This is a genomic window from Streptomyces sp. NPDC088354 (assembly GCF_044753585.1).
Taxonomy (GTDB): Bacteria; Actinomycetota; Actinomycetes; order Streptomycetales; family Streptomycetaceae; genus Actinacidiphila.
The window spans coordinates 59,603-74,909 of record NZ_JBIVNJ010000028.1; the positions used below are offsets into that span (position 1 = coordinate 59,603).

General features: G+C 72.8%; 14 protein-coding genes. 12 read left to right on the forward strand and 2 right to left on the reverse strand.

Translation table 11 applies throughout. The features are described 5' to 3' along the window. The first annotated feature begins 275 nt into the window (after positions 1-275). The 3 genes from rplM (at position 276) to glmM (ending at position 2,776) form a co-directional block, all read left to right on the forward strand. Complete coding sequence (rplM, locus tag ACIP98_RS30515) at positions 276-722, forward strand: 50S ribosomal protein L13 (protein ID WP_319658506.1); 447 nt, start codon at positions 276-278, stop codon at positions 720-722. Positions 723-762: 40 nt separating this feature from the next. Then, the gene (rpsI, locus tag ACIP98_RS30520) at positions 763-1,263 is read left to right on the forward strand and encodes a 30S ribosomal protein S9 (RefSeq protein ID WP_319658507.1); all 501 of its coding nucleotides are present in this window, start codon (positions 763-765) and stop codon (positions 1,261-1,263) included. 154 nt (positions 1,264-1,417) lie between these two features. Next, positions 1,418-2,776 carry a phosphoglucosamine mutase gene (gene glmM, locus ACIP98_RS30525; protein WP_319658508.1) on the forward strand — a complete coding sequence of 453 codons (1,359 nt, stop codon included), beginning with the start codon at positions 1,418-1,420 and terminating at the stop codon, positions 2,774-2,776. Here glmM and ACIP98_RS30530 read toward each other — a convergent pair. Continuing rightward, positions 2,773-3,726: a DUF389 domain-containing protein gene (locus tag ACIP98_RS30530; RefSeq protein ID WP_319658509.1), complete on the reverse strand. Its 954-nt coding sequence runs from the start codon at positions 3,724-3,726 to the stop codon at positions 2,773-2,775. The two genes, glmM and ACIP98_RS30530, sit on opposite strands and share 4 nt — an antisense overlap. A 29-nt stretch (positions 3,727-3,755) precedes the next feature. Continuing rightward, positions 3,756-4,748 (reverse strand): type I pantothenate kinase, encoded by a 993-nt coding sequence (coaA, locus tag ACIP98_RS30535; RefSeq protein ID WP_319658510.1) that lies wholly within the window; start codon positions 4,746-4,748, stop codon positions 3,756-3,758. 162 nt (positions 4,749-4,910) lie between these two features. Between coaA and ACIP98_RS30540 the strand changes: the two genes are divergently transcribed. From ACIP98_RS30540 to tsaE, 9 genes are all read left to right on the forward strand, one after another. Further along, a complete protein-coding gene (locus tag ACIP98_RS30540; protein ID WP_319658511.1) occupies positions 4,911-5,885 on the forward strand; it encodes an ATP-binding cassette domain-containing protein in 975 nt (324 codons plus the stop codon). Further along, on the forward strand, positions 5,882-6,688 hold the full coding sequence (locus ACIP98_RS30545; protein WP_319658512.1) for an ABC transporter permease: 807 nt from the start codon (positions 5,882-5,884) through the stop codon (positions 6,686-6,688). Before ACIP98_RS30540 ends, ACIP98_RS30545 begins: the two co-directional genes overlap by 4 nt. A 97-nt stretch (positions 6,689-6,785) precedes the next feature. Further along, the gene (gene glmS / locus ACIP98_RS30550) at positions 6,786-8,633 is read left to right on the forward strand and encodes a glutamine--fructose-6-phosphate transaminase (isomerizing) (RefSeq protein ID WP_319658513.1); all 1,848 of its coding nucleotides are present in this window, start codon (positions 6,786-6,788) and stop codon (positions 8,631-8,633) included. A 13-nt stretch (positions 8,634-8,646) separates the two neighbouring features. Beyond that, positions 8,647-9,015 (forward strand): holo-ACP synthase, encoded by a 369-nt coding sequence (locus tag ACIP98_RS30555; protein WP_319658514.1) that lies wholly within the window; start codon positions 8,647-8,649, stop codon positions 9,013-9,015. A 713-nt stretch (positions 9,016-9,728) separates the two neighbouring features. Next, on the forward strand, positions 9,729-11,183 hold the full coding sequence (locus tag ACIP98_RS30560; protein ID WP_319658515.1) for an NAD(P)H-hydrate dehydratase: 1,455 nt from the start codon (positions 9,729-9,731) through the stop codon (positions 11,181-11,183). Positions 11,184-11,252: 69 nt separating this feature from the next. Next, complete coding sequence (locus tag ACIP98_RS30565; RefSeq protein ID WP_319658516.1) at positions 11,253-12,191, forward strand: L,D-transpeptidase; 939 nt, start codon at positions 11,253-11,255, stop codon at positions 12,189-12,191. A gap of 35 nt (positions 12,192-12,226) precedes the next feature. Next, positions 12,227-13,363, forward strand: a complete 1,137-nt coding sequence (gene alr, locus ACIP98_RS30570) for an alanine racemase (protein ID WP_319658517.1) — start codon at positions 12,227-12,229, stop codon at positions 13,361-13,363. A 32-nt stretch (positions 13,364-13,395) separates the two neighbouring features. Next, positions 13,396-14,745: an alpha/beta fold hydrolase gene (locus ACIP98_RS30575; RefSeq protein WP_401978997.1), complete on the forward strand. Its 1,350-nt coding sequence runs from the start codon at positions 13,396-13,398 to the stop codon at positions 14,743-14,745. Between the two features lie 11 nt (positions 14,746-14,756). After that, positions 14,757-15,284 carry a tRNA (adenosine(37)-N6)-threonylcarbamoyltransferase complex ATPase subunit type 1 TsaE gene (tsaE, locus tag ACIP98_RS30580; protein WP_319658519.1) on the forward strand — a complete coding sequence of 176 codons (528 nt, stop codon included), beginning with the start codon at positions 14,757-14,759 and terminating at the stop codon, positions 15,282-15,284. The last annotated feature ends 23 nt before the right edge of the window (positions 15,285-15,307 follow it).

A 15,307-nucleotide genomic window follows, 5' to 3' on the forward strand; every position in this document is an offset into this window, starting at 1 on the left:
CGGTGGCGGGTGGCTGGCCGGCTGTGGGCTGTGCGGAGGGGCCCGCACACGGCGTCGGCGACGCGTTTTGACCCGAACAGGGCACCGCGGGTATTCTGCAGGTTCGTTATGCGTATTGGCTTGCTCGTTCTCACGTGAGAGGCCGCTACGCCGGTCCACCGGGCCGATGACCAGCGTTCGTCCAGCGGTTGCGTCGCCGCAGGACGACAGGGCTGTCGTGATCGTCCGGGTGGCCTTGTCAGTACCCACTCACTGAAGAAGCGAAGGCTACGACCGTGCGTACGTTCAGCCCCAAGCCCGGCGATGTCCAGCGCCAGTGGCACGTCATCGACGCGCAGGACGTCGTCCTGGGCCGACTGGCGGCCCACACCGCGTCCCTCCTCCGGGGCAAGCACAAGCCGGTGTACGCGCCTCACGTTGACACTGGTGACTTCGTCATCATCATCAACGCCGACAAGGTGCACCTGTCCGGCAACAAGAAGCAGCAGAAGCTGGCCTACCGCCACTCCGGTTTCCCCGGCGGTCTCCGCTCCGTTCGTTACGACGAGCTGCTCGACAAGAACCCGGAGAAGGCCATCGAGAAGGCCGTCAAGGGAATGCTGCCCAAGAACACCCTGGGCCGTCAGATGCTCTCGAAGCTGAAGGTCTACGCGGGTGCCGAGCACCCGCACGGCGCTCAGCAGCCGGTTCCGTTCGAGATCAGCCAGGTCGCGCAGGGCTAGTCCCGGCCACCGTCAACACAGAAAGCATCTGAGGAGAATCGTGGCCGAGACCACCGCTGAGACCCCTCTCGTCGAGGACGGCGAGATCGTGGAGACCATCGAGATCCCGGAGGAGTACACCTCCGAGTCCCTCGCATCCCGCTTCGGCGAGCCCCAGCCGGCCGCCGGCACGGGCCGCCGCAAGGAGTCCGTCGCCCGCGTCCGGATCATCCCGGGCACCGGCAAGTGGACCATCAACGGTCGCACCCTTGAGGAGTACTTCCCCAACAAGGTGCACCAGCAGGAAGTCAACGAGCCGTTCAAGATCCTTGAGCTCGACGGCCGTTACGACGTCGTCGCCCGCATCAACGGCGGCGGCATCTCCGGTCAGGCCGGTGCGCTGCGCCTGGGCGTCGCCCGTGCGCTGAACGAGGCGGACGTGGACAACAACCGCGGCCCGCTCAAGAAGGCCGGCTTCCTGACCCGTGACGCTCGCGAGATCGAGCGCAAGAAGGCCGGTCTGAAGAAGGCCCGCAAGGCGCCTCAGTACAGCAAGCGCTAATCACCGCGCGCGTGCTGCTGCGCTGCACTGCATGTACGCCCCGGAGGCACTTTGTGCGTCTCCGGGGCGTACGCGTTTCGGGGAAAGCGGCGTATAACCGGATGAACGCCCGCTGACACGGGGCGACGCACGGCAACATCTCGGAGGAAATACTGTGGGACGACTCTTCGGTACGGACGGTGTGCGCGGTGTCGCGAACGCCGATCTGACGGCCGAGCTGGCGCTCGGGCTGTCGGTCGCGGCGGCGCACGTGCTGGCCGAGGCGGGCACGTTCGAGGGCCACAAGCCGGTGGCCGTGGTGGGGCGTGATCCGCGAGCATCCGGAGAGTTCCTGGAGGCGGCCGTGGTGGCCGGCCTCGCCAGTGCCGGCGTGGACGTCCTGCGGGTGGGCGTGCTGCCGACCCCGGCTGTGGCGTATCTCACCGGGGCGCTCGGCGCGGACCTCGGCGTGATGCTCTCCGCGAGCCACAACCCGATGCCCGACAACGGCGTGAAGTTCTTCGCCCGGGGCGGCCACAAGCTCGCCGACGAGCTGGAGGACCGCATCGAGTCCGTCTACGCGGAGCACCGCACCGGAGCACCCTGGGACCGCCCGACGGGCTCCGGCGTCGGCCGGGTCCGGGACTACGACGAGGGCTTCGACCAGTATGTCGCCCACCTGATCGGCGTCCTGCCCAACCGCCTGGACGGACTGACGATCGTCCTGGACGAGGCGCACGGCGCGGCGGCCCGCGTCTCGCCCGAGGCCTTCGCCCGGGCCGGCGCCGAGGTGATCACGATCGGCACCCAGCCGGACGGCCTCAACATCAACGACGGCTGCGGCTCCACCCACCTGGACCTGCTCAAGGCCGCCGTCATCGAGCACCACGCGGACCTCGGCATCGCCCACGACGGCGACGCGGACCGCTGCCTGGCCGTCGACCACCTCGGCAACGAGGTCGACGGCGACCAGATCCTCGCCGTCCTGGCGCTCGCCCTGCGCGAGGCGGACCGGCTGCGCAAGAACACCGTCGTCGGCACCGTCATGTCCAACCTGGGCTTCAAGCTCGCCATGGAGCGCGAGGGGATCGACCTGATCCAGACCGCCGTCGGCGACCGCTATGTGCTGGAGTCCATGAAGGAGCACGGCTACGCGCTCGGCGGCGAGCAGTCGGGCCACGTGATCATCCTGGACCACGCCACCACCGGTGACGGCACCCTGACCGGCCTGATGCTGGCCGCCCGGGTCAGCGCGACCGGCCGCCCGCTGGCCGACCTGGCGCAGGTCATGGAGCGGCTGCCGCAGGTGCTGATCAACGTCCGCGACGTGGACAAGCACCGGGTGGACTCCTCGCCCGAGCTCACCGCCGCCGTCGCCGAGGCCGAGGCCGAACTGGGCACCACCGGCCGCGTCCTGCTGCGCTCCTCGGGCACCGAGCCGCTGGTGCGCGTCATGGTCGAGGCCGCCGACATCGACCACGCCCGCTCGGTGGCCGGCCGGCTCGCCGACGTCGTGAAGTCCGCGCTCGGCTAGGCCGCGAACGCCCCCGGTCCCGTACGCCGCCTGCGCTGCACCGCCCAGAAGCCCTTCTGGGCGAGCAGCGTCAGGACGCCCGCGACGACGATGCCGGCCAGGTTCACACCCAGCTGGGCCGAGGAGCCCCACAGCTCGCGGTAGTCGCCGTAGCTCAGCGCGAGGGCGGCGTTGGCGGCGGCCGGGACGGTCGTGACCGAGATCGCCACCCCGACCAGGGCCCCGGATTTGGCCGAGGTCAGGGAGAGGATGCCGGCGACCCCGGCGAGCAGCGCCACCACGAGGGAGCTCAGGTCGGGCTGCCAGATGAACTCGGTGGACGGGTGGGGCGCGGTGAAGTCCGCCTCACTGAAGACGCCGAGCAGGTCCATCACATAGTTGAAGCCACCGGTGAGCGCCATCGCCAGCGGGAAGCCGACCAGCAGCGCGATCAGCGAGCGCCGGGCCAGCGCGAGCCGTCCCCGCACCAGCCCTGTGCACACCCCCGCCAGCGGCCCGAACTCCGGCCCGACGACCATCGCGCCCACGATGAGGATCGCGCTGTCCAGCATCACGCCGCAGGCGGCCAGCATCGTGGCGACCGACAGGAACGCCAGGTAGGTGACGGTGAGTGTGGACTCCTCGTGCGTCGCCTCGGTCAGCGACTCCCACAGCACGGCGTCCGCGCCCTCGCCCGGCGCCTCCTGCTCGGCCTTGTCGGCCCGCCGGGACAGCGTGAGGTCGATGTGCTCGACCGTGATCGCCCCGGTGTCGGCGATGCCGAGGCCGCGCAGGCCGTGCAGCAGTTCGTCGGCGGACTCGCGGGCCACGTCGCACATCACGACGTCGCCCCGCGGGTTGCGCGCGGCGCCGGGCAGCACGGCGACGTGGGCGGTGCCCACCGTCCGTTCCACCAGCGAGATCACCCGGTCGGTGTCGGCTTCCGGAACGATCATCCGAAGATGCAGCATGCGCGCAGGCTACCGGCCGCCGTGCGCTGCTAGAGCTTGCGCAGGGAGAGCTTCTGCACCTTGTGGTCGGCGCCCTTGCGCAGCACGAGCGTGGCCCGGCCGCGGGTCGGCAGGACGTTCTGGACCAGGTTCGGCTGGTTGATGGCGCGCCAGGTGTGCCGGCCGTACTCCATGGCCTCCTCCTCGGAGACCTCGGTGTAGCGGTGGAAGTACGACCGCGGGTTCTGGAAGGCGGTCTCGCGCAGCTTGCGGAAGCGCGCCAGGTACCACTGCTCGATGTCCTCGGTGCGCGCGTCGACGTACACGCTGAAGTCGAAGTAGTCGGCGAGCGCCACGCGGGTGCGGCCGTCCTTGCCCGGCAGGGCCGGCTGCAGGACGTTGAGCCCCTCGACGATCAGGACGTCGGGACGCCGGACGACCAGTTCCTCGCCGGGCACGATGTCGTAGATCAGGTGGGAGTAGACCGGCGCCCGCACCTCGTCCTTGCCGGCCTTCACGTCGGCGACGAAGCGCGTGAGCGCCCGGCGGTCGTACGACTCGGGGAAGCCCTTGCGGGACATCAGCCCGCGGCGCTGCAGCTCGGCCTTGGGGAGCAGGAAGCCGTCGGTGGTGACGAGTTCCACGCGCGGGTGCTCCGGCCAGCGGGCCAGCAGCGCCTGGAGGATGCGGGCGGTGGTGGACTTGCCGACCGCCACGCTGCCCGCGACCCCGATGACGAAGGGCGTGCCGGACTGGGCGCCGTGCCCGCCCGCGGTGTCGTCCAGGAAGGTGTTGACCGCGCCGCGCAGGCCGTGGGTGGCGCCGACGTAGAGGTTCAGCAGCCGCGACAGCGGCAGGTAGACGTCGATCACCTCGTCCAGGTCGATGACGTCGCCGAGGCCCCGCAGCCGTTCGACCTCCTCGGCCGAGAGCGGCAGCGGGGTGCGGTCGCGCAGCGCGCTCCACTCGTCCCGGGTCAGGTCGACGTACGGGGTCGGCTCGGCGCGGCGGCGCGTCTGGTGGGGCGAAGTGGTCGGCGGCACGGACTCATTGTTGCGCCGGGATGAACGGCGTTCGCGGTGGGGTCGCCCGGCGGCGCCCCCAACCGGCTGTCAGCGGCCTGTCAGCCCGTTGTCAGTGGGGGCGAGGACAGTGGTGCGCATCGCACGAAGACCGCAGGAACCATGACGGGGAGGACATCGCGGATGAGTTACGCGATCCAGGCGGAAGGCCTGGTCAAACGCTTCAAGGAGACGGAGGCCCTGTCCGGCGTCGACCTGGCCGCCCGGACGGGCACCGTGCTCGGCGTGCTCGGCCCGAACGGGGCCGGCAAGACCACCGCGGTGCGCATCCTCGCCACGCTGCTGCGGCCGGACGCCGGCCGTGCGCTGGTCGGCGGGCACGACGTCGTACGGGAGGCGGGCGCGGTGCGCGCCCTGGTCGGCCTCACCGGGCAGTATGCCGCGGTGGACGAGATGCTCACCGGCCACGAGAACCTGCTGATGATCGCCCGGCTGCTCGGGATGCCGCGGCGCGAGGCCCGCGCCCGGGCGACCGGCCTGCTGGAGGACTTCCGGCTGTCGGACGCGGGCGGCAGGGCCGCCAAGACGTACTCCGGCGGCATGCGCCGCCGGCTCGACCTCGCCGCGAGCCTGGTCGGCCGGCCGCGCATCCTCTTCCTCGACGAGCCCACCACCGGCCTGGACCCGCACAGCCGCAACGAGTTGTGGGACATCGTCCGCGGCCTGGTCGGGGACGGCACGACCGTCCTGCTCACCACGCAGTACCTGGAGGAGGCCGACCAGCTCGCCGACGACATCGCCGTCATCGACCGCGGCCGCGTGATCGCCGAGGGCACCCCCGACGGCCTGAAGGAACAGGTCGGCGGCCAGGTGCTCCAGGTGCGTCCCATGGACGCCGGAGAGCTGGACAAGGTGCACGCGATGGTCTCGGTGATCGCCGGCCCCGCGGCCACCGTGGAGAACGGCGCGGTGACCGCGCCGGTGAACGACCCGGAGCTGATGCCCGCCGTCGTACGGCGGCTGGACGAGGCCGGGGTGCGGGTGGGCGAGCTCACGCTGCGCCGCTCCAGCCTGGACGAGGTGTTCCTGTCGCTGACCGGGCACCGCGCGGTGGAGGACACGACGACCGACGAGGACAAGACGGAGGCCCTGGTATGACCGCCGTGACCCTGGACGTGGCGCCGGCCGCCAAGGTGCGGCCCTGGGACGGGCTGCAGCAGACCTGCACGCTCGCCTGGCGCAACCTGGTGCAGATCAAGCACAACCCGATGGAGCTGATGGACCTCAGCGTCCAGCCCATCATGTTCGTCCTGCTGTTCACCTACGTCTTCGGCGGCCAGATGGCCGGTTCGCCGGACGCCTATCTGCAGTACGCGCTGCCCGGGATCATCGTGCAGAACGCGCTCTTCGCGACGATGAACACCGCGATGGGCCTCAACATCGACCTCACCAAGGGTGTTCTGGACCGGCTGCGCTCCCTGCCGATCGCCCGCTCCGCGCCGCTCATGGGCCGCGTCGTCGCCGACCTCGGCAAGCAGCTCTGGTCGCTGCTGCTGATGCTCTGCCTCGGCATGCTGATGGGCTTCGACGTGAACGGCGGCGTCCCCGGCGTGCTCGGCGCCGCGGGCCTGCTGCTGGTCTTCGCGCTGGCGATGTCCTGGATGACGCTGCTCATCGGGATGCTGGTCTCCGAGCCGGAGAAGGTGATGACCTTCGGCTTCGTCCTGGTGATGCCGCTGACCTTCACCTCCAGCGCCTTCGTGCGGGCCGACACGATGCCGGGCTGGCTCAGGGCGTGGGCCGACATCAATCCCGTCACCCGACTGGCCGACGCGGTGCGGGCGTTGACGACCGGCACCGGCGAGGTCGCCGGCCCGGTGCTGTGGTCGCTGCTGTGGGCCGCCGGAATCGCCGTCGTCTTCGTCCCCCTGGTGATGCGCGCCTACCGCGCGCGGACCTGACCGAGCGCCACCGGATACCCGGATGCCCGGCCGCACGGGCATCCGGGCGGCCGGCTCCGGCTTCGGCGGCGGGCGCCCGCCGCTTAGAGTTCTCCTCATGTGCGGAATCGTGGGATACGTCGGCGGGCAGTCCGCCCTCGAGGTGGTCATCGCAGGTCTGAAGCGTCTGGAGTACCGGGGGTACGACTCCGCGGGCGTCGCCGTCCTGGCGGACGGCGGTATGGCGGCGGCCAAGAAGGCGGGCAAGCTCGCCAACTTGGAGAAGCTGCTGGACGAGCGCCCGCTGCCGACCGGCCCGGCCGGCATCGGCCACACCCGCTGGGCCACGCACGGCGGCCCCACCGACGCCAACGCGCACCCGCACCTGGACAACGCGGGCCGGGTCGCCGTCGTCCACAACGGCATCATCGAGAACTTCGCCGCCCTGCGCGCGGAACTCGCCGAGCGCGGCCACGACCTGCTCTCCGAGACCGACACCGAGGCGGTCACCCACCTGCTCGCCGAGGCCTACTCCTCCACCGGCGACCTCACCGAGGCCATGCGCCAGGTGTGCCGCCGCCTGGACGGCGCCTTCACCCTCGTGGCGGTCCACGCCGACGAGCCGGACGTCGTGGTCGGCGCCCGCCGCAACTCCCCGCTCGTCGTGGGCGTCGGCGACGGCGAGAACTTCCTCGCCTCCGACGTGTCGGCCTTCATCGACCACACCCGCGAGGCGATCGAGCTCGGCCAGGACCAGGTCGTCGAACTGCGCCGGGAGGGCGTCACCGTCACCGACTTCGAGGGCAAGCCCGCCGAGGTGCGGCCGTACCACATCGACTGGGACGCCTCCGCCGCCGAGAAGGGCGGCTACGACTACTTCATGCTCAAGGAGATCGCCGAGCAGCCCAAGGCCGTCGCCGACACGCTGCTCGGCCGGATCGACGCGAGCGGCCTGCTCACGCTCGACGAGGTCCGCATCCCCACCTCCGTGCTGCGCGAGATCGACAAGATCGTGATCGTCGCCTGCGGCACCGCCTTCCACGCCGGCATGATCGCCAAGTACGCGATCGAGCACTGGACCCGGGTGCCCTGCGAGGTCGAGCTCGCCAGCGAGTTCCGCTACCGCGACCCCATCCTCGACTCGCGCAGCCTCGTCGTCGCCATCAGCCAGTCCGGCGAGACCATGGACACCCTCATGGCGCTGCGCCACGCGCGTGAACAGGGCTCCAAGGTGCTCGCGATCTGCAACACCAACGGTTCGACCATCCCCCGCGAGTCCGACGCGGTCCTCTACACCCACGCGGGTCCCGAGGTCGCCGTCGCCTCCACCAAGGCGTTCCTCACCCAGGTGGTGGCCTGCTACCTCGTCGCCCTCTACCTCGGCCAGGTGCGCGGCACGAAGTGGGGCGACGAGATCATCGCCGTCATCCGCGAGCTCTCGCACATCTCCCAGCAGGTCGAGCAGGTCCTGGAGACCATGGAGCCGGTGCGCGAACTGGCCCGCTCCCTGGCGGACAAGAACACCGTCCTCTTCCTCGGCCGCCACGTCGGCTACCCCGTCGCCCTCGAAGGCGCGCTCAAGCTCAAGGAGCTCGCCTACATGCACGCGGAGGGCTTCGCCGCCGGCGAGCTCAAGCACGGGCCCATCGCGCTCATCGAGGACGACCTGCCGGTCGTCGTGGTCGTCCCGTCCCCGCGCGGGCGGTCCGTGCTCCACGAGAAGATCGTCTCCAACATCCAGGAGATCCGGGCCCGCGGCGCCCGCACGATCGTCATCGCCGAGGAGGGCGACGAGTCCGTCGTCCCCTACGCCGACCACCTCATCCGCGTGCCGCAGACGCCGACCCTGCTGCAGCCGCTGGTCGCGACCGTGCCGCTGCAGGTCTTCGCCTGCGAGCTCGCCACGGCCCGCGGCAACGAGGTCGACCAGCCGCGCAACCTCGCGAAGTCCGTCACCGTCGAATGAGCCGGGGGGCCGTGTGATCATCGGGGTGGGCATCGACGTGGCGGAGATCGACCGCTTCGGGGAGTCCCTGGAGCGCACGCCCGGCCTGGCCGAGCGGCTCTTCCTCCCCGGCGAACTCCACCTTCCCAGCGGGGCGCGTCGCGGCACCGCCTCCCTCGCGGCGCGCTTCGCCGCGAAGGAGGCGGTCGCGAAGGCGCTGGGAGCCCCGGGGGGGCTCCACTGGGCGGACGCGGAAGTCGTCACGGAGGATTCGGGGCAGCCCCGCCTCGTCGTGCGGGGGACGGTGGCGGCGGCGGCGGAGGCTCGGGGGGTGCGGGTCTGGCACGTCTCGCTCAGTCATGACGCGGGGGTCGCGTCGGCGGTCGTCATCGCGGAGGGCTAGCGCCCGGCCTGCGGGTGCGCTGCGCGGGCTGTGCGGGGAGGATTGTTCCCCGCCCTCCTTCCCCCAGCCTTCGGCCGGGGGTGCCCCCAACCCGGCGCGGTAAGTGCGGGCCTGCGCTCTGTTCGTGTGGGGGTCGGTGCCGCGCCGGGGTGCGCCCCCAGCTACCGCTGGGAGGTGCCCCCACCTCGGCGCTCGCGGTTTGGCCCCAGATTGTCCGGCATCGGACCCCGCAGTCTCCGCTTGTCGCTCCCCCAGCGGGGGCACCCCGCCACGCCCCCTCCCGGGTCGGCGTGGCGAACTGACGGCCGGTGGGGGTCCTGTCGGCGGTGACGGCTGGGCCCCCGGATTGCGTGGCGCCAGCGGTTGGCCCGAGCATCGTGCCGTCCAATACCACCCACCGGGGATCAGGCGCATGACGAAACGGAGGGGGCGGGGGAGTTGGGGGCACCCCCGGCCGGAGGCTGGGGGAGGGTGGGTGTTCTGGACTGTGGAGCATATTTGGGTGCATGACCCGGGGTGATCAACGGCAGGTGCCGGAGGCACCTAAATGTGCTGTCCAGAATGGCCAGCCCCGGAGGCCCCGCACCCGGCCCACCCCGCACGCGCGCCGGGGCGCCCAGACTTCCTGGGGCACACGGGCGGGCGGGCGGGGGAAAACAGGCACATGCGGCCACCCCGCGCAACATCGGGGCGGCGATGGGAACATGGGGCACATGCGGGTTGCGCACAGCGTGGAGAACGTCAGGGCCGCCGAGCGCGAGCTCATGTCCCGGGTGCCGGAGGGCGCACTGATGCAGCGCGCCGCCGCAGGCCTCGCCGCGGCCTGCGCGACAGCGCTCGGCGGCGGCGCGTACGGCGCCCGCGTCGTCGTACTGACCGGCAGCGGCGACAACGGCGGCGACGCCCTGTACGCGGGCGCGCGGCTCGCCCGGCGCGGGGCGGGCGTGACCGCCGTCCTGCTCGCCCCCGAGAAGGCCCACCCCGGAGGACTGGCGGCCCTGCGCGCCGCGGGCGGCCGGGCCGTGACCCCGCGGGAGGTGGACGCCGAGGCGCTGATCCACCGCGCCGACCTCGTCATGGACGGCATCGTGGGCATCGGCGGCAAGGGCGGACTGCGCCCGGAGGCGGTGCCGCTGGCGGAGGCCGCGCACGCGGCGCCCGCGATCGTGGTCGCCGTCGACCTGCCCAGCGGGGTGGACGCGGACACCGGAGAGGTGCGCGGGGCGGCGGTCCGGGCCGACATGACGGTGACGTTCGGTACGTACAAGCCGGGCCTGCTCGTCGACCCCGCCGCCGAGTACGCCGGCGCGCTGCGCCTGATCGGCATCGGGCTGGACCCGCCCGCCCCGGACCTGGAGGCGTTGCAGCACGCGGACGTGGCGGCGCTGCTGCCGCACCCCTCGGCCGAGAGCGACAAGTACCGCCGCGGTGTGGTCGGTGTCGTCGCGGGGTCGGAGCGCTACCCCGGAGCCGCCGTCCTCGCGGTGGCGGGCGCGCTGCGCGCCGGCGCGGGGGCCGTGCGGTACGTGGGGCCGGGAGCGCGGGCGGTCATCGCGCGCTTCCCGGAGGCGCTGGTGTCGGCGGGGCCGCCGCACAAGGCGGGCCGGGTGCAGGCGTGGGTGGTGGGCCCGGGGCTCGGCGACGGGCCGGAGGCGCGGCGGTCCGTGGAGGACGTGGTCGCCTCCGACGTCCCGGTGCTCGTGGACGCGGACGGGCTGCGCCTGCTGGACCGCGCGGCCGTGCGCGAGCGCTCCGCGCCCACCGTGCTGACCCCGCACGCGGGCGAGGCGGCCGCGCTGCTGGGCGTGGCCCGGGAGGAGGTCGAGGCGGCCCGGATGGTCTTCGTACGGCGACTGGCGGCGGAGTTCGGCGCGACGGCGTTGCTGAAGGGTTCCACGACGCTCGTGGCGGCACCGGATGCGGCCGTGCCGGTCCGGGTCAATCCGACGGGGACACCGTGGCTGGCCACGGCCGGCAGCGGGGACGTGCTCTCGGGCATCACCGGCTCGCTGCTCGCCGCGGGCCTCACGGCACGTGACGCCGCGTCCGCCGGCGCGTATCTGCACGGCCTCGCGGCGCGCATCGCCTCCGGTGCGGTGGGGGCCCCGATCGCGGCGCACGACGTGGCCGCCGCGGTCCCCGATGCCTGGCGGAGCGTCAGATCGTAGCTGGGCGAAACGGGTGGAGTCCGCCCGCGGAGTGTTCCGGCGGGCGACGTCGCGTCTATGCGTCAAGGCATGGGAAGAACGTACGCCTGCCGGGGGGCGCGGTTGTGCACCGCCGCCCTGGTCGTCCTGTCCGCTCTGGGCACAGGGACGACGGCCTCCGCCGATGATCACCACCCCGTGAAGCTCGAGGACTACGTCGCGGGGGTTCCGTTCCAGCAGTACGACCTGCCGGGGCCCGCCGACACCCCGGACCAGGGTCTGCCGCCCAAGCACGTGGACCACTCGCACGACGCCGAGGAGAACCGCGGCGACTACGACGAGGAGGAGGCCGAGGAGGAGCAGGCGCCCATCGACCCGCAGCAGGTCGAGTGGCTGCCTCCCGACGAGGCCGCCGCGGGCCGTCTGTCGCCGTACTGCACGCCGCTCGCCGGCCCGTACCAGCGGGACGTGGAGAGGCTGCTGGGGCTGCCGGTGGACGGCAGGCAGTCGGAGGACGACTGCTACGCCATCCAGCGCTACCAGCAGGCGAGCGAGATCCTGCCCGACACCGGGTTCGCCGGGCCCACCACCTTCGGCCACCTGCGCCTGGACCTGGCCATCCGGCAGGGCCCGAACGCGGGCCGCCAGTGCCTGACGCCGCCCAAGGGGCAGCGCGTGGCGTGCGTGGACCTCACCCGGCAGATCCTGTGGGTGCAGACCAGCGCGACGAACGTGGTCTTCGGGCCCGTCTCGATGCGCAGCGGCCGTACGGGCTTCGCGACCCGCACCGGGCGCTTCAAGGTCTACTGGCGCCACCGTGACCACGTGTCCGACATCTACGACGCCCCCATGCCGTTCAGCCAGTTCTTCAGCGGCGGCCAGGCCCTGCACGCCATCACCGGCAGCGTCTACCGCGCGCCGGGCTCGCACGGCTGCGTCAACCTGTCCACACCCGACGCGGGACGGCTGTGGAACGTGCTGAAGCTGCACGACCAGGTGCATGTCTTCGGGCACAAATCCGGCACGTGACGGGGGCAGCGGGCGGGCCTGAGACACTGGGCGCGATGGATGAGACAAATCTGCGCGCCCAGGCCACGATCGATCTCGCCGCACTGCGGTCGAACGTCGAGGCTCTGCGCGCCCGCGCGCCCCGCTCCGGGCTGATGGCCGTGGTCAAGGCGGACGCCTACGGCCACGGGATGGTCCCGTCCGCGCGGGCGGCGCTGGAGGCCGGCGCCGCCTGGCTGGGCGCCGCGACCCCCGAGGAGGCGCTCGCACTGCGCGCCGCGGGGATCACCGCGCCGGTGCTGTGCTGGCTGTGGACGCCGAACGGGCCGTGGCGCGACGCGGTCGAGGCCGGCCTCGACGTGACGGTCAGCGGCCTGTGGGCGCTCCGCGCGGCGGCCGCGGCGGCCGAGGCCGCCGGCCGTACCGCGCGGGTGCAGCTCAAGGCGGACACCGGACTGGGCCGCAACGGCGCCCAGCCCGGGGACTGGGCGGACCTGGTGGCCGCGGCCCGGGCCGCCGAGGAGGCCGGGCTGGTCAAAGTGACCGGACTGTGGTCGCACTTCGCGTGCGCCGACGAGCCCGGGCACCCCGCCAACGCCGCGCAGCTGGCTGTCTTCCATGCCGCGCTGGAGGCCGCCGAGAGCGCCGGGCTGCGCCCGGAGGTCCGGCACATGGCCAACTCCCCGGCGACGCTCACCCTGCCCGAGGCGCACTTCGACCTCGTGCGGACGGGCGTGGCGATGTACGGGATCTCGCCGATCCCGCAGGTCGGCGGCCCGGAGGAGTTCGGGCTGCGGCCGGTGATGACGCTCTCCGCCCGCCTGGCCTCGGTCAAGCGGGTGCCGGGCGGCCACGGCGTCAGCTACGGCCACCACTACACGACACCGGGCGACACCACGCTCGCCCTCGTCCCCCTCGGCTATGCGGACGGCGTCCCGCGGCACGCCTCGGGCACCGGGCCGGTGCTGGTGGCGGGCAAGTGGCGGACCGCCGCGGGCCGGGTGGCGATGGACCAGTTCGTCGTGGATCTCGGCGGCGACCACGCCGAGGCCGGCGACGAGGCCGTGCTGTTCGGCCCGGGCGACCGCGGTGAGCCGACGGCCGAGGACTGGGCGCGTGCCGCCGGCACCATCGCGTACGAGATCGTCACCCGGATCGGGAGCCGGGTGCCGCGCGTCTACGTGGGTACGTAACCGCGTAGCCGAGGGGAAGCAGCGAAGACGACATGAGCGGGTCCGAGAGCGGTAACACGGCGGGGAGAGCGGTGGCGGCGGCCGAGGCGGTGGCCGGGGCCGCGGAGGCGGTCGCGGAGGCCGTGACGGGCGGTTCTGGCGGGGTGCTGCCGTCCGGCCGCTGGCGCCACGCCGGGATAGCCGGTGCGGCCATCGGCGTCGTCGCGGCGGGTGCCGCCGCCGGGGTGGCGCTGGAGCGCGTCACCGTCGGCCGCGGCATGCGCCGGCGCGCGCGGCTCGCCCTCGATGTGGCCGGACCCTACGGGTCCCTGCGCGGGATGCCGGGGCGGGTGGCCGCCGAGGACGGCACCGAGCTGTACTACGAGGTCGAGGAGGCCGATCCGGCCGTCGCCGACCCGGTCCCGCCGGCCCGCCGCTGGGGGCTGTTCCGGCGCGGCGGGCAGAACGCCCCGCTCACCGTGGTCTTCAGCCACGGCTACTGCCTCAACCAGGACTCCTGGCACTTCCAGCGCGCGGCCCTGCGCGGCACGGTGCGCGCCGTGTACTGGGACCAGCGCAGCCACGGCCGCTCCGCGCGCGGCAACGACCAGGCGGGCGGCGAGCCCGCCACCATCGACCAGCTCGGCCGCGACCTGAAGCAGGTCGTCGACGCCGCCGTCCCCGAGGGCCCGGTGGTGCTCGTCGGGCACTCCATGGGCGGCATGACGGTCATGGCGCTGGCCGACCAGTTCCCCGAGTTCGTCCGGGAGCGCGTGGTGGGCTTCGCCTTCGTCGGCACGTCCTCCGGCAAGCTCGCCAGTGTGACGCTGGGCCTGCCGGCGGCGGGGGCGCGGGCGCTGCGGGCGCTGGCGCCGGGGGTGCTGCGGATCCTGGGCACCCAGGTGGACCTGGTGGAACGCGGGCGGCGGGCGACGGCCGACCTCTTCGCCGGGATCATCAAGCGCTACTCGTTCGGCTCGGACGTCGATCCGGCGGTCGCGCGGTTCGCCGAGCGGATGATCGAGTCGACGCCGATCGACGTGGTCGCCGAGTTCTACCCGGCCTTCACCGAGCACGAGAAGAGCGAGGCGCTGGACGTCCTGGACGGCCTGCCCGGACTGGTGCTCGCCGGGGACAAGGACCTGCTGACACCGAGTGAGCACAGCAGGGCCATCGCCGAGCGGCTGCCCGACACCGAGCTGGTGGTCGTTCCCGGCGCGGGCCATCTGGTGATGCTGGAGCAGCCGGACCTGGTCAACACGCACCTCGCCGCGGTGCTCGCGGAGGCGGCGGACGCCTCGCGCGCCCCCGTTCCGCAGGCGCTGCGCGAGCTGGCCGCGGCCCGGCCGGGCGTGCCGCGGCAGCAGGATCGCTCGGGGCACGCGGTCTCCGGCGGCGCGTAGCATTCGGGCCCATGGGCATGGAAGCCATCGGCAAGGAAGCGGTCCGGGTCGTCGTCAAGACCCCCGAGCGGATGCGGGAGCTGGGGCAGCGCCTCGCGCCGCTGTTGCGGGCGGGTGATCTGGTCCTGCTCAGCGGGGACTTGGGCGCGGGCAAGACGACACTGACCCGGGGCCTGGGCGAGGCCATGGGCGTGCGCGGCGCGGTGACGTCGCCGACCTTCGTCATCGCGCGGGTCCACCCGTCGCTGACCGGCGGGCCGGCGCTGGTGCACGTGGACGCGTACCGGCTCGCCGGCGGGCTGGACGAGATGGAGGACCTGGACCTCGACGTCTCGCTCCCGGAGTCGGTCGTGGTCGTCGAATGGGGCGAGGGCAAGGTCGAGGAGCTCTCCGAGGACCGTCTGCAGCTGGTGATCCACCGCGCCGTCGGCGAGGTCGCGTCCGGGAACGGGCAGGAGGACCACGACGTGCGCGAGGTGGTCGTCACCGGCGTCGGCGCACGCTGGGCCGGGGAGGACCTGGCGGCGCTGGGGGAGTAGCCGTTCCGACAAGGTGTCGGGAA

Coding starts and splice junctions, on each gene's coding strand:
- alr (WP_319658517.1), top strand. CDS start 12,227: ATGGATGAGACAAATCTGCGCGCCCAGGCCACGATCGATCTCGCCGCA.
- ACIP98_RS30560 (WP_319658515.1), top strand. CDS start 9,729: ATGCGGGTTGCGCACAGCGTGGAGAACGTCAGGGCCGCCGAGCGCGAG.
- ACIP98_RS30545 (WP_319658512.1), top strand. CDS start 5,882: ATGACCGCCGTGACCCTGGACGTGGCGCCGGCCGCCAAGGTGCGGCCC.
- glmS (WP_319658513.1), top strand. CDS start 6,786: ATGTGCGGAATCGTGGGATACGTCGGCGGGCAGTCCGCCCTCGAGGTG.
- tsaE (WP_319658519.1), top strand. CDS start 14,757: ATGGGCATGGAAGCCATCGGCAAGGAAGCGGTCCGGGTCGTCGTCAAG.
- ACIP98_RS30540 (WP_319658511.1), top strand. CDS start 4,911: ATGAGTTACGCGATCCAGGCGGAAGGCCTGGTCAAACGCTTCAAGGAG.
- ACIP98_RS30575 (WP_401978997.1), top strand. CDS start 13,396: ATGAGCGGGTCCGAGAGCGGTAACACGGCGGGGAGAGCGGTGGCGGCG.
- ACIP98_RS30530 (WP_319658509.1), bottom strand. CDS start 3,726: ATGCTGCATCTTCGGATGATCGTTCCGGAAGCCGACACCGACCGGGTG.
- ACIP98_RS30565 (WP_319658516.1), top strand. CDS start 11,253: ATGGGAAGAACGTACGCCTGCCGGGGGGCGCGGTTGTGCACCGCCGCC.